Origin of the sequence: Shouchella phoenicis, assembly GCF_047238345.1 — a bacterium.
Lineage (GTDB): Bacteria > Bacillota > Bacilli > Bacillales > Bacillaceae_D > Shouchella.
The window spans coordinates 3,617,857-3,631,357 of the sequence record NZ_JBDFMQ010000001.1; the positions used below are offsets into that span (position 1 = coordinate 3,617,857).

General features: G+C 40.8%; 12 protein-coding genes. 7 read left to right on the forward strand and 5 right to left on the reverse strand.

The genetic code is table 11. From position 1 onward, the window contains the following. Window position 1: 1 nt before the first annotated feature. On the forward strand, window positions 2–1,519 hold the full coding sequence (locus ABC361_RS19295) for an FAD-dependent oxidoreductase (protein ID WP_413075456.1): 1,518 nt from the start codon (window positions 2–4) through the stop codon (window positions 1,517–1,519). Window positions 1,520–1,730: 211 nt separating this feature from the next. Next, complete coding sequence (locus ABC361_RS19300; protein WP_255224235.1) at window positions 1,731–1,892, forward strand: hypothetical protein; 162 nt, start codon at window positions 1,731–1,733, stop codon at window positions 1,890–1,892. 622 nt (window positions 1,893–2,514) lie between these two features. Here the strand turns inward: ABC361_RS19300 and ABC361_RS19305 are convergent. Next, window positions 2,515–3,615, reverse strand: a complete 1,101-nt coding sequence (locus ABC361_RS19305; protein ID WP_413075457.1) for a response regulator aspartate phosphatase — start codon at window positions 3,613–3,615, stop codon at window positions 2,515–2,517. A gap of 153 nt (window positions 3,616–3,768) precedes the next feature. Then, on the reverse strand, window positions 3,769–4,869 hold the full coding sequence (locus ABC361_RS19310; protein ID WP_413075458.1) for a response regulator aspartate phosphatase: 1,101 nt from the start codon (window positions 4,867–4,869) through the stop codon (window positions 3,769–3,771). 191 nt (window positions 4,870–5,060) lie between these two features. On the opposite strand from ABC361_RS19310, the gene ABC361_RS19315 reads away from it, so the two are divergent. Together ABC361_RS19315 and floT are read left to right on the forward strand one after the other, a co-directional pair. Continuing rightward, window positions 5,061–5,585: an NfeD family membrane protein gene (locus ABC361_RS19315; RefSeq protein WP_413075459.1), complete on the forward strand. Its 525-nt coding sequence runs from the start codon at window positions 5,061–5,063 to the stop codon at window positions 5,583–5,585. Between the two features lie 13 nt (window positions 5,586–5,598). After that, complete coding sequence (gene floT, locus ABC361_RS19320; RefSeq protein ID WP_303708977.1) at window positions 5,599–7,053, forward strand: flotillin lipid rafts scaffold protein FloT; 1,455 nt, start codon at window positions 5,599–5,601, stop codon at window positions 7,051–7,053. Window positions 7,054–7,103: 50 nt separating this feature from the next. Here floT and ABC361_RS19325 read toward each other — a convergent pair whose 3' ends face one another. The 3 genes from ABC361_RS19325 to ABC361_RS19335 all read right to left on the reverse strand — a co-directional run bounded on the left by ABC361_RS19325 (window position 7,104) and on the right by ABC361_RS19335 (window position 12,098). Continuing rightward, window positions 7,104–8,441, reverse strand: a complete 1,338-nt coding sequence (locus ABC361_RS19325; RefSeq protein ID WP_413075460.1) for an alkaline phosphatase — start codon at window positions 8,439–8,441, stop codon at window positions 7,104–7,106. 275 nt (window positions 8,442–8,716) lie between these two features. Then, a complete protein-coding gene (locus tag ABC361_RS19330; RefSeq protein ID WP_413075461.1) occupies window positions 8,717–10,897 on the reverse strand; it encodes a DNA topoisomerase III in 2,181 nt (726 codons plus the stop codon). 4 nt (window positions 10,898–10,901) lie between these two features. Beyond that, the gene (locus tag ABC361_RS19335; protein WP_413075462.1) at window positions 10,902–12,098 is read right to left on the reverse strand and encodes a class I SAM-dependent rRNA methyltransferase; all 1,197 of its coding nucleotides are present in this window, start codon (window positions 12,096–12,098) and stop codon (window positions 10,902–10,904) included. Between the two features lie 140 nt (window positions 12,099–12,238). On the opposite strand from ABC361_RS19335, the gene ABC361_RS19340 reads away from it, so the two are divergent. The 3 genes from ABC361_RS19340 (at window position 12,239) to ABC361_RS19350 (ending at window position 13,423) form a co-directional block, all read left to right on the forward strand. Beyond that, window positions 12,239–12,409, forward strand: coding sequence for a hypothetical protein (locus ABC361_RS19340; RefSeq protein WP_413075463.1), 171 nt, complete (start codon window positions 12,239–12,241; stop codon window positions 12,407–12,409). 84 nt (window positions 12,410–12,493) lie between these two features. Further along, the gene (locus ABC361_RS19345) at window positions 12,494–12,781 is read left to right on the forward strand and encodes a DUF3817 domain-containing protein (protein WP_413075464.1); all 288 of its coding nucleotides are present in this window, start codon (window positions 12,494–12,496) and stop codon (window positions 12,779–12,781) included. 297 nt (window positions 12,782–13,078) lie between these two features. After that, entirely contained in the window at window positions 13,079–13,423 is a 345-nt protein-coding gene (locus tag ABC361_RS19350; RefSeq protein WP_413075465.1) for a YflT domain-containing protein, read from the forward strand. The last annotated feature ends 78 nt before the right edge of the window (window positions 13,424–13,501 follow it).

A 13,501-nucleotide genomic window follows, 5' to 3' on the forward strand; every position in this document is an offset into this window, starting at 1 on the left:
CATGAGTGATACAAAACAAACGTTAACGTCAATTTGGCAACTCTCTTCCCACGATAAACCTTATCCGCATTTAGATCAAGATATTGAAGTTGATGTCGCGGTTGTCGGAGGCGGCATTACAGGCTTAACATCCGCCTATTTACTCGCACAATCAGGAAAAAAAGTCGCCGTTCTCGATGCTGGCTCATTCGGACGCGGAACGACTGGACATAGTACAGCGAAATTAACGATTCAACACGATTTCATTTATGACGAACTTCTCTCTCATCTTGGAAAAGAAAAAGCACAGCAGTACTATCAATCCCAACAAGACGCTCTTACATTTGTACGTAACCTCGTCCAAAAAAATAACGTTGAATGTGGCTTTTCCGATGAGGACACATACCTGTATGCCACAACCCATCACGGGGAACATCGTTTAAAACGTGAAAAAAAAGCGTACGAACAGCTTTCAATTCCACATGAGTGGGTAACGGATCTACCAATTAACATGAAAATACGAGCAGCCTTAAAAGTGCCCAACCAAGCTCAATTCCACCCACTTGCCTATCTTTCATTTTTATGCGATGAGTTGGATAAAAAAGGTGCCCACCTTTTTGAAAACACAGTGTGTAAAAAAGTCTCGCACAAAAAAGGTTCCGTGCTTGTCCATGCCAATGACGGTCATACCGTAACAGCAAAACAAATCATTGCCGCAACACACTTTCCGTTTATTGATGGTGGAGGTCTATATATGTCACGGATGAAAGCTGATCGCTCTTACGTCGTTGCTGGTACATCGAGCGACAGTTGGGCTGGCGGCATGTATTTAAGTGCAGAACAACCAAAACGCTCTCTTCGTGGAGTATCCATGAATGGAAAACATTATATTTTAGTTGGCGGCGATCACCATAAAGCCGGACAAGGAATAGACGCTCGAAATCACTATGATGCCTTACGCACATTTGCCGATGAACAATTTAATGATTTCCAAGCAGAACAAGAATGGTCCGCTCAAGATTTAACGACTCTTGATAATATTCCATACATCGGCCCACTGTCCTCCCTGCAAGCCAATGTTTTTATTGCAACTGGTTATCGAAAATGGGGCATGACCGGCGGCGTTACCGCTGCACACGTTCTTGCAGACCTAATTGTTGATGGCAATAGCCTGTACGCCGATTTATATAAACCGATGCGATTCCATTCAGATCCAAGTATGAAACATTTCCTTACCGAAAACGCAGATGTTGCCAAGCATCTCATCCAAGGAAAACTTCAAAACGACTACGAAGATGTGAGAGAACTGGACAACGGCCAAGGGGCTGTCGTCAAGCACAACGGAAAACGTGCAGGCGCTTTTAAAGACGACGAAGGCGCACTCCATCTCGTTGATACGACCTGTACCCATATGGGCTGTGAATGCAACTGGAACCATGCAGACTTAACATGGGATTGCCCATGCCACGGTTCACGCTTCTCTTACAAAGGCGAAGTCATTGAAGGACCTGCAAAAGAGCCATTAAAGAAACTAGATTAAACTGTGATGCCACTGGCACACAGTTTTTTTGTTTTAAATCAATCAAACGACTGTTATAAACCGATCGCATCTTGAATTGTCATTTTATAGGGAGATTAATCGTATGTATCAATCAAGCTCATAAACGTTTCTTCTCTCATACTTTTAACTATAGGGATTGTAGGGTAAGAGGTACATATAAGATATGACAATAAAAGGAAGGTGTTGTTCAATGGGTATAGGCGCAATGTTCATTTCACTTTTGTATTGGATTTGGATCGTCGCTTTAGCGATTACGGTTATTGCTGTTGGTGTTTATGTGGGAATGCAGACACATTACCGTAAAGTGAAAAAGATTGAAGCACAGGAGAAGCGGGATGGTGAAGTAACCTAAGACAATCTATACAAAAAAGACTGATACTGGATACAGTATTCAGTCTTTTTGTCTGAGAATCACTGCAGTGAGAGCTTAATGTCTCTTTTTATATCTAGTGGCCACCAATAGGGTGTACGTATGATTGAATCTCACTATCAGCTGCTAACAGATTGATCTGATAAAGGAAACAAGGCAATCATCCCAATCATAGTAATTGCTATTAGATATTTTTTCAATCTGCCCACTCTAACGTAAGGGAATCTTGTTTAGCACGATAGCCTTTTCACACAAATCAGGGCTTAATTTATGTAAATCAATTTTAATAACCACCTGTGGGCAACTCATAAGTCCCAACGTCTTCACCCGCAATTAACTGATATTCAGTCGAAAAAGTAACTAACATTAATAAAGCAAGAATAGTCATAAACGATTTATTCAATCTTGACCAACTCCTAACGTTAACGTTTTTTGTTTGGCGCTGTAAGTGCGCTACAAATACATTGAGAGCTTTAAATCATTTTGTCTTAGTGGCCACCTACTGGCTGAGTATAAGTTTGAATTTCTCCATCTGATACGGCTTGAAATGCTGTTGGAGATAAAACAACTATTCCTACCATTGTCAAAGCTATTAACCATTTTTTCAATCTAACCCAACCCCTAACGTTAGTGATTTTTGTTTGGCCCTATAGGCACTTTTCATTAGATGAAGCGCTCTTTCCATGTCTTGCTGGTCTTGAAAAATAGTAGAAAGCTCAAGAGATAGTTCTTCACATGTATATAACATATTCTGCTCTTCTAATAAGGCCAAATCTTTTTGAATGCCATCATAATCTTTTTCTAAATATAATTTTTGCAAAATACTACATTTAATTAAAAACTCTTCGTTATTATGCTTTTTCAATTCGTGGACGGCCCTTGTAAGCTCTTCTTTCGCTTCTTCTTTAATTCCTAACATAAAGAGTACTCTTGCTAAACAATAACGAGCTTGTGCCGTCACAGAATAGCCTTGAAATTCTTCAGTTAGAGTGTTTTGTTCGAGATAAATTTTAGCATTGAAATAATCTTTTTCTCGATATGCATTAATTCCCATTGTAAAGATAACCAAATGCTTTGAATAGGGAAATCTTTTACTCGTCAAAAGGTTGTCTTCAAGAATTTCTTTAGCTTCTTTATGCATATCTGACATTGAATAAATACCTGCTAAGATATTTGTTGCAAATATAATTCGTTCTGTATACCCGAGACGCTTAAACATTACAATTGCTTCTTCTAAGTACGAGCATGCGTAGGCATTGTGATTTATTCTCATTAGTGCCATGCCCATATAATATTGAAATTCTGCCTCTTCAGCTTCATCTTTCACATATTCAAGCAACCGTTCAGCTTTTCGAAATAGGCGAATGGCAGAACGATAGCGGTGATGCATAAATTCGTGTTGACCGCTTACAAAATAATACATATACCTTAGCATGTTGTCTAGTGACTCACTTACAGTTGGAGAAATGCGTTCAATCATTTCGTCTCCTGCTTGTTCATCGGTCGTTTGATCCCTCATCATCGTATATCGGTATTCCACAAGTGAATAATAGGCAAGAATGCTGTCACTCGGCTCCATTTTCTTAAGCATCTGCTTAATTTCCTCATGTAGTAAAACAGCATCGTCCATTGATCGAGCAATAATGCAACTATACCATTCTACAATTTTTGCACCGACATCTTCTGATGGTATCGTTTTTCGCATCCTACCACCTCCTCCCTTAATATAGTTCCATTTTACTGGTAAAAAAGAATAAATGTAAGATTTATTTGATATTTCCCAATATACTTTTTGCTAAATTTTTATCTAATCTTCTACTCATGACAACTACGTTCCCTTTTATAACATTTAATAAGTTTAATCCTGTCCTACCCCGATAGACAGTACTTTGTGCTTCGCTTCGTAGGCCCGGTACATAAATGAAAAAGCCATGTCTTTCTTCCCTTTGTCGTTGAAATAATGAGATAGTTCTTCAGAAAGTGTTTCTACATCATGGTTTAAGTTTAATATTTCGAGGTGATCAATTTCAGAGCTTAATGTTTGATATTCTTTTTTTACAAATAGTTTCAACAGCAAATTGCATTTAATAATAAGCTCTTGATGTTTATAAAGATTAGCTTTGTTCAAAGCGTTTAAAAGATTTCTAATAGCTTCATTATTTTCTCCTAGTCTGAATAACGCTTTAGACAATCCATATTGTGCTCTTATAGTTACAGCATTCTCTTCAAAGAGATTCTCGTTTATAATTTTTCCGTAATAATCTCTAGCTCCGTCATAATCTTTTTGATGGTAGGCGTTATTTCCAAGGCTATAAGTAATTAGCACCCTTGATAAAGGGTAATTATTTGCATGAAATAGACTGTCGTTCAAGATCTCTCCTGCAAGATCATAATTACGTGTGACAGAATAAATCCCACCAAGTACATTAGCAGAGTTTAATACTCTTTCTGTGTAGCCTAAGCGTTTGAAAGTAAGCATCGATTCTTCTAAATATGAACATGCATAAGCGTAGTGACCTAAGTACATAAGGGAGATACCCATATAATATTGAAATTCTGCTTCTTCCGCATCATCATTCACATATTCAAGTAGTCGCTCTGCTTTACGAAGCAGGCGTATGGCTGAACGATATTTACCATGCATATATTCATGCTGACCGCTCACAAGGTAGTACAAGTACCGCAACATGTGATCGAGAGACTCATTCACTGTTGGAGTAACATCTTGAATCATTTCGTTTCCCTTTTCAGCATCTGTTGTTTGGTAGTACATCATGTTGAAACGGTATTCTACAAGTGAGTAATAGGCGAGTATCTTATCATCCGGTTCCATTATTTTTAATGATTGCTTTATTTCTTCTTTCATAAGGACAGCCTCGTCTACTGAGCGAGCAAGAATGCAGCTGTACCACTTTACAATTCTCGCGCCTACGTCTACTGCTGCTAGTGTTTTCGTCATCTCACTGTCTCCTTTTTTTCATCTCTTCTACTGCATACTTTTTTCGACATGGCTAAATTGTTCCCCTTCCTTATTTCCAAGATTACACATTTAGTTTACACGTATATATTTATAACTTTTTTCATTTTCTTGAAACTTCTGATCCTATTCCTTCCGTATATAAAGTAGACTTAGGTAGAGGAGGGAACATTATGGAGCTTACAACGATTTACTTCACAATCCTTCTAGTTAGTGGTGGGCTGACCGTTATTTATGTATTGTTGTCTGATGTTTTGGACGGCATCTTTGATCTTTTTGATGGTTGGCTCTCACCGACGTTAATCCTGTCCACTCTTGCGTTTTTTGGCGCTTCTGCTTATTTATTGGAGCGGTTCTCGCCGTTCGATAGCCTAGTTGCTGGTCTATTCGCTGTTGCAATCGCTTTAGGTTTAGCGACATTATTTAACTTATTTATTCTTACACCTTTGCAACATACAGAAGAGTCGGTTGCATACAGCGATGAGGATTTGGAAGGCAAACAAGGGGAAGTCATTTTGACGGTTCCAGCAGATGGGTTTGGCGAAGTTGTTGTGCGAAGCGACAGTGGCACAATCGCAAAAACGGCAGCTTGTCTTCATAACCAAGTGATCCCGTCAGGTACAGAAGTGGTCATTGTGAAGATGGAAAAAGGGATTGCCTACGTCGCAACATTAGCACGAGATGATCTTAATCTTTAAGGGGGAATTGTAGTTGGGAATTGAAATTTTAGTCATTATCGGGATTGTCGTCGTCATTCTTGCGGTCCTTGTTGGGGTCTTTGTAGCGAGATACCGCACAGCTGGTCCAGATGAAGCACTTATTGTGACCGGTAGTTATTTAGGTGGAAAAAATGTGAACATGGATGATGCAGGCAACCGTATTAAGATCGTTCGCGGTGGCGGTACGTTTGTGATGCCCGTGTTTCAACAAGCCAAGCCTTTATCCTTATTATCAAGCAAATTAGATGTTCAAACACCTGAAGTCTATACCGAACAAGGGGTTCCAGTGATTGCCGATGGTACAGCAATTATTAAAATTGGGGGGTCCATTGGTGAAATTGCAACTGCGGCGGAACAGTTTTTAGGAAAATCAAGAGAGGATCGAGAGCAAGAAGCCAAAGAAGTGCTTGAAGGGCACCTGCGTTCAATCCTTGGTTCCATGACAGTTGAAGAAATTTACAAGAACCGCGAGCGCTTTTCACAAGAAGTGCAGAAAGTCGCTTCACAAGATTTAGCGAAAATGGGCCTTGTCATTGTTTCCTTTACGATTAAAGATTTACGAGATACAAATGGATACTTAGAATCTCTTGGGAAGCCAAGAATTGCCCAGGTGAAGCGTGATGCAGACATTGCTACAGCGGAAGCGGAAAAAGAAACCCGTATTCGCCAAGCTGATGCGAACACGCAAGCGAAGCGTTCTGAAATTGAGCGAGCAACTGAGATTGCCGAATCAGAAAAGAATAACCAATTAAAAGTAGCAGCTTATCGCAGTGAGCAAGAGCAAGCGAAAGCCCAGGCTGACCAAGCGTACCACTTACAAGAAGCACGCTCGAAACAAGAAGTAACCGAGCAACAAATGCAAATTCAAATTATCGAACGTCAAAAACAAATTGAGCTAGAAGAAAAAGAAATCGCCCGTCGTGAGCGTCAATATGATGCGGAAGTGAAAAAGAAAGCCGATGCAGATCGTTACTCTGTTGAACAATCAGCAGAAGCGGAGAAAAGCAGGCACTTCGCCGAAGCGGATGCGGATAAATACCGCGTTGAAGCGATGGCAAAAGCGGAAGCAGAGAAAGTCCGCGTGGATGGTCTTGCTGAAGCTGAAGCCGTTCGTGCTCGCGGGGAATCAGAAGCAGATGTTATTCGATTGAAAGGTCTTGCTGAAGCCGAAGCAAAAGAAAAGATCGCCGAAGCCTTCGAGAAATACGGTGAAGCAGCGAAACTTAGCATGATTATTGAAATGTTACCTGAGTACGCAAGAGAAGTATCTTCTCCATTATCAAATATTGATAAAATCACAGTTGTTGATACAGGTTCAGGAGAAAATGGTGGCGCCAACCGTGTAACGGGGTACGCAACCGACTTAATGGCCGGTTTACAGGAATCATTAAAAGCGTCCAGCGGTATCGATATTAAAGAACTAGTAGAGAATATATCTAAAAAATAAGTGAAAAGCCTCGCCACTCCAAGATACTGGAATGGCGAGGCTTTTTTTGCTTACAATCCATTTAACCCAAGTGCTTCTAACATTTTCTTCGGAACATCGGTATTATCAATCGTACCTTCAAATGACTCCGCTCCTGCGCCAAACGCATAGAGGGGTACATCAATTCCTGTATGATCATAAGACGACCAGCCAAATCCTGTTTTTTCACTAATCGCACCGTTGATGGCAAGCTTTAAAGAGTCAGCTTCTTTTAAGTCGTCTATTTCTTCTTCCGTCCACTCAAATTCCGTTTTCTCTTTTAATACGTCTTCTAAATTCGAATAATTATGGGTGATCGAATCGGCAATATCAGCACCCAAGGCGTGTACTTGATTTAACATCGTCGGGTTGGCTTCGTCTGTTGCATGAACAGCCATACCACCTGTATCGTGGTCACCCACCATGACGACGAGCGTATCTTCGTGCTCTTCAGCATAGTCAACCGCTACTTTTACAGCTTCCTCAAACGCTTCCGTATCCGTCATCGCATAAAGCGGATCGTTGTCGTGGCCGGCCCAATCAATTTGACTCCCTTCCACCATTAAGAAAAACCCGTCTTCCTCTTGTGATAAGAAGTCGATTGCCGTGTCTGTCATCTCACCTAAGCTTGGCTCATCACTGCGCTGCGTCAACGAAGGTTCTAACGCTTCTTCTGCAAATAAACCGAGAAGTTTTTCGCTCTCTCCATCCCACTGCATCAGCTGTCTTCTTGTTTCTAAGTATGTATAAGCATGTTCTTCTGCATACGAGACGAGATTAAGTTCATCATCTCTTATGCCGCCTTCACTTTCTGGCAAGAATTCTGTTCTTCCTCCACCAAATAGTAAATCAATATTTTCATTTTCAATCATTTGTTTGGCAATTTCTGTATAGCTCCCACGTGACTCTACTTCTGCTGCAAAAGCGGCTGGTGTCGCGTGTGTAATCGTAGATGTTGCAACAAGTCCAGTGCGTTTCCCATTTTCTTTTGCCACATCAACAATCGACGGCAACGACTCCCCATTTGGACCAAGACCAATGACGCCATTGTTTGTTTTTTGCCCTGTAGCAAAAGCGGTTCCAGCAGCTGCTGAATCGGTAATCGCTGCATCATTGGACTCCGTTTTCACGTGAGCAGAGAGCATCTCTTTTTCATCCCAGATTGGCTCGCTCTCTTCCTTATACATTCGGTAGCTGTTCGCATAGCTTTGCGAAAACCCATCTGGTATTAGGAAAATCACATTTTTAGCTGGACCATTGCTTGGTTCGCTTACGCTTCCATCATCGCTTGCCGAAGCACCTGTCGTTGTACCGAATAACCCAACTGTCACCGCAGCAACTAAACCATAGGTTGTCCACTTCTTTTTCATCTGTAATCCTCTCCTCACCCACTAATTTTCCTACACCCTTACTTTATAAGAAGAATGTAAAGACCATGTTTGCGTGGAATGAAGGATTATAAACGTTTTGTAAAGACAAAGAAGCATGTCGCGTTACGACATGCTTCTTTTTGGTTTCACACTGGCTGGCAAGGGCGAGTATGAAGACAATGGAGCGTTTTTTTGAAATAGCTGAGGCCCGCGTTCGTCATTTAAAATGAACGTTCACCTTCTGAAACGTCTGAGACTCATTCAAATAAAGTATCTTATTTATCTTTATTTAACCCTAACTTTGCTAATTGATCCGCTAAAGCAGAGTTTGAGAAATCATCATCTTTGTTTTGCTTCTTCATATAATTATTCACTTCACGTTTGGAGACGTTCTTATTTTTACTTTGTTTGCGGCGTTCTTCAAACTGTGCTTTCTTTTCACGGTGTCCGCACACACAAGCGAATACTTGCCCTTCTCCTTGACCCCGAAGCTCAAGCTTTTTCTTACATTTTGGACAGCGAGCATTTGTTGTCATTGCGATGTTTTTACGATAGCCACACTCACGATCTTGGCAGACGCGCATTTTGCCTTTCTTTCCATTCACTTCAAGAAGAAACTTTCCACATTCAGGACATTTTTCACCTGTTTTATTATCATGGCGGAATGTGGTTGTGTCAGCTTTCACTTGTCCAACGACGGATTGTGCGTATTGTTTCATATCGGCAATAAACGCACTCTTTTGCTCTTTCCCTTGGACAATCTTTTCGAGTCGCTGCTCCCACTCTGCCGTTAACGCTGGTGATTTTAATTCTTCTGGAACAAGATCAAGCAGCTGTTTCCCTTTGGATGTTACAAAAAGATCTTTCCCTTTCTTTTCGATTAAAAAGCTTGAAAAGAGCTTTTCAATGATATCCGCTCGGGTCGCAACCGTACCAATTCCACCTGCTTCAGCAAGTGTCTTTGAAATCTGCGCGTCTTTTTCTTCCATAAATTGAGCAGGCTTTTCCATCGCGGTAAGCAACGTTGCTTCATTAAAACGAGCAGGTGGTGTCGTTTCGCCACGTTTTAACTCTACGCCATTAAGAGAAAGCTTCTCTCCCTCTGTAAACTTCGGAAGTTTGCTTTCTTTTGCCTGTTCCTCGTCTTCATTCTGACGCCAACCTAGAGAGATCATGCGCTCCCCTTTTGTTCGGAACGGTTCATTGGCAACTTCTGCTTCAACAACCGTTTGCTCGGATTCACTTGCCGGAAAAAAATTTGCCAAGAAGCGACGAACGATCAAATAATAAAGCTTGGTTTCTTTATCATTCATGGCGCTTATCGGCGGCGCTTGTTCTGTTGGAATTAACGCATGGTGATCTGATACTTTTGCATCGTTTACCATCTGTTTCTTGGCGTGGGTTATACCAAGTTTCGATGCCTCCAGCACTGTTTTTCGAAACGGCTGAACATCAATCGCTTTTAAGCGATCTTTAAGTGTGTCTACAAGATCAGAAGAAAGAAAACGAGAGTCTGTTCTTGGATACGTAACCGCTTTATGCTGTTCATATAATTTTTGCAAGGCGCCTAGGGTTTCTTTCGCTGAATACCCATAACGCTTATTGGCTTCACGTTGTAGTTCCGTTAAATCATACAAATTCGGCGCAGGCGTATGTTTTTTCTTAGCTTTTACGCTTGTAATCGTTAGCGCTTTTCCTTTTACCTTGTCTTTTAAGGCTTTTGCATCTTCTTCATTAAACATTCGCTCATCACCAGATTTGCGATGATACCAACGGAATGTTGTGCCTCCTTCAACATTTGCTTGCAGTGTATGATATGGCGTTGGCTTAAACGATTGAATCGTTTTTTCTCGTGTCGCTAAAATCGCAAGTGTTGGCGTCTGCACACGACCACACGAAAGCTGCGCATTGTGCTTTGTCGTTAACGCTCGAGTCCCATTAATCCCTACATACCAGTCTGCTTCTGCTCTTGCTTCAGCTGCGGCAAATAGGTTTTCATACTGACGTCCATCTTTAAGCTTCTTAAAGCCGTCTTTAATCGCTTTGTCTGTTACAGAAGAAATCCACAGCCGTTTAAGTGGCTTTTTCACGTGCGCTTTCGCTAGAATCCAGCGGGCCACAAGCTCCCCTTCACGTCCTGCATCCGTTGCAATGATAACTTCCCCGACATCTTGGCGATTTAACACTTTTTTTACCGTATGAAATTGTTTAGACGTCTGCTTAATAACGACAAGATCAAGACGCTTCGGCAGCATTGGCAGCTCTTCTAAACGCCAGTTTTTATACTGTTCTCCGTAATGTTCAGGGTCTGCGTGGGTAACAAGGTGTCCAAGCCCCCATGTCACAATGTATTCCTTTCCTTCAAAAAAACCGTTCCCTTTTTGATTGGCACCAAGTACACGGGCAATGTCACGCCCAACGGAAGGTTTTTCTGCTAAAATCGCTTTTTTCTTCATCAAATCATCCTTTTGTTTTTATAAATAATACTTTTAGATAGCTTCCTTTTGGATACGCACTCGTGGAGGCAAAATCAACAGGAACGCGATGTTCTTCGAGAATATCATACGACAAATTGTGCGCTTGGAACGCATCATGTATCATCCGCTTAAACTGCTTCGATGTGACGTTCGCGGCATTCGTTGATGCAACGAGCACGCCACCGCGGCTTAATAAAGGGATCGTTTCTTCCACTAGTTTCGAATAGTCTTTTGCGGCACGGAACGTTGTTTTCTTTGATCGTGCAAAACTAGGAGGATCAAGGACAACAAGATCATAGACAAGTTCTTTCTTCTTCGCATACTGAAAATAACGAAACGCATCCATCACAACAATTCGTTGTGATTCAGGATTAATGCCGTTCACTGAAAACTGTTCTTCGGTCTTCTCTCGACTACGATTGGCTAAATCGACGCTTGTGGTTTCACTAGCGCCTCCCATAGCCGCAGCGACAGAAAAGGCACCTGTATACGAAAAGAGATTTAAAACTCGCTTACCGACGGCATACTTGTCCATAATTTGCTTCCGAACAAGACGTTGGTCTAGAAAGATTCCAGTCATCGGACCATCATTTAGGTACGTGGCATACGTAATGCCGTTTTCTTTTACTAATAGCGGAAATTCACCACGTGTCCCTTCTACAAAGTCATCCTCGCCCGTATATGACCCGTCTTCAGCAAACCGCTTCTTTTCATAGATACCTGCAAACGAGAGTGTATCTCGAATTGCCTGCAAAACGAGGCTTCTAAAGGTGTAAATCCCTTGGCTATACCATGTCACCACAAGGTAACCGGCATAATAATCAAGTTGAAGCCCACCAATGCCATCGCCTTCACTATTAAACAAACGAAAGGCAGTTGTTTCTTCTGCTTGGAAAAAAGACGACCGTTTTTCAAACGCTTCTTTCAGCTTCTGTGTAAAAAAAGACTGATCAATCTGTTCCGTTTGATCCCGTGTTAACACCCAGCCACTGCCAACATTTTGTTTTCCAATATAAGCTTTTGCTAAAAAGCGATTGTTTTTCGTATTTATATTGATAAGGGTACCCTCTTCGTGCTGGTCGAGTTGAAACCAATCTTTTTCAAGAAGAGGATATCCTTGTTTGATTTGCTTTTCTATTTTTTCATTCACTGTTTGGTCAATTGTCGTACGTTTATGCATGGTCTCACCTCAACTGTAGTATAGCATATCTATTTTTCCTTCAATAACGACCACAACGTTAATTAAAAATGTCTTTTCACTCTTTCTTTTACATGATAAAAGGAGCATACTTAACTAAAAAACTCCATGGGAGTGATGACATGTACAAGCTTGTCTGTACCATTGACGGTATAACAAAAACCTTTAAACTTCAAGATAGCAATGAAGACTTGGTTTTCAATGATCTTTTTGAAGCCGAACTGTATGCAAAACAGCTAAATAAAGACGTCTCCTATGCCTATCAGTGGGTACCGGAACGAATGGATTCATAAACCTGTGAAAATCTTATGACACATTGACTCCTTACACATATTGTCCCAAAAGATTGCTATACTAAATAAGAAAGGTGGGATTTGATGTTTAAATGGGTAAGTTATATTGAAGGGATTTCATTGATTCTACTCGTATTTCTAGCTATGCCGCTTAAATACATATGGAACATCCCTGAATTTGTAAGCGTTGTTGGCATGGCGCATGGGGTTCTTTTTATTGCTTACATGCTCTTCGTTGTCAATTTCTTTTTTAGTAAACAATGGACTTTAAAAACTTCTGTTCTTGCAACACTTGCATCCATTGTGCCTTTTGGGCCGTTTATTTTAGAAAAACGGATTATAAAAAATGAAGAACGTCCTCCAGCCATCTAGGCGTTAAAAAGTTTTAAATACTGAGGTATAGGATAGAAAGACAAATGTTCTTAAGGTACGACGCTCCCTTCAAAGTGGACACTTAAAAAAGTGAATCCGTTGAAGGGTTTTTTATTATTGAACGTGATTTATGTGCGCAAGCAACCAGAGCCCTTCTGAAGCAAATCCTAATTGTTAAAATGCAAAGATTTGCTTTAGTCATTCTATGTCCCAATTTATTTTGATTCGAATGTCCTATCCTTTTTATGTTTCATTCATTTTTGCCCAGGGTACTTTATAGATCAGGAGGCGATATAAATGAAACCTATATACAAAGAATTCTATAACGATGAAGAAGTTGTTAATGTGGTTCAAGCATTAAAACAAAAGAATGTGATGGAAGATGATATTTATGTCATTACACACGACGACGATCGTACAGACCGTGTAGCAGATAATGCTGACGCAAACACGATTACAGCTTCTGAAACGGGACTTGGTACCTCGATTAAGAACACGTTCCGCAGCAAAGGGGACGAACTTCGAGCTAAGTTTGAAGAATTAGGTTTCTCCGAACATGAAGCCGAACAGCTTGAAGAAGAACTCGACCAAGGTAAGGTTATCGTTGCAGTTACAAATCAAGATGAGACCTTCACATTCTAATTATCGCACATACAACAGCCGCTCTCTTAACTAGAGATGCGGCTGTTTTCATGTTTTAATAGATAGAGGAGAGGAGAG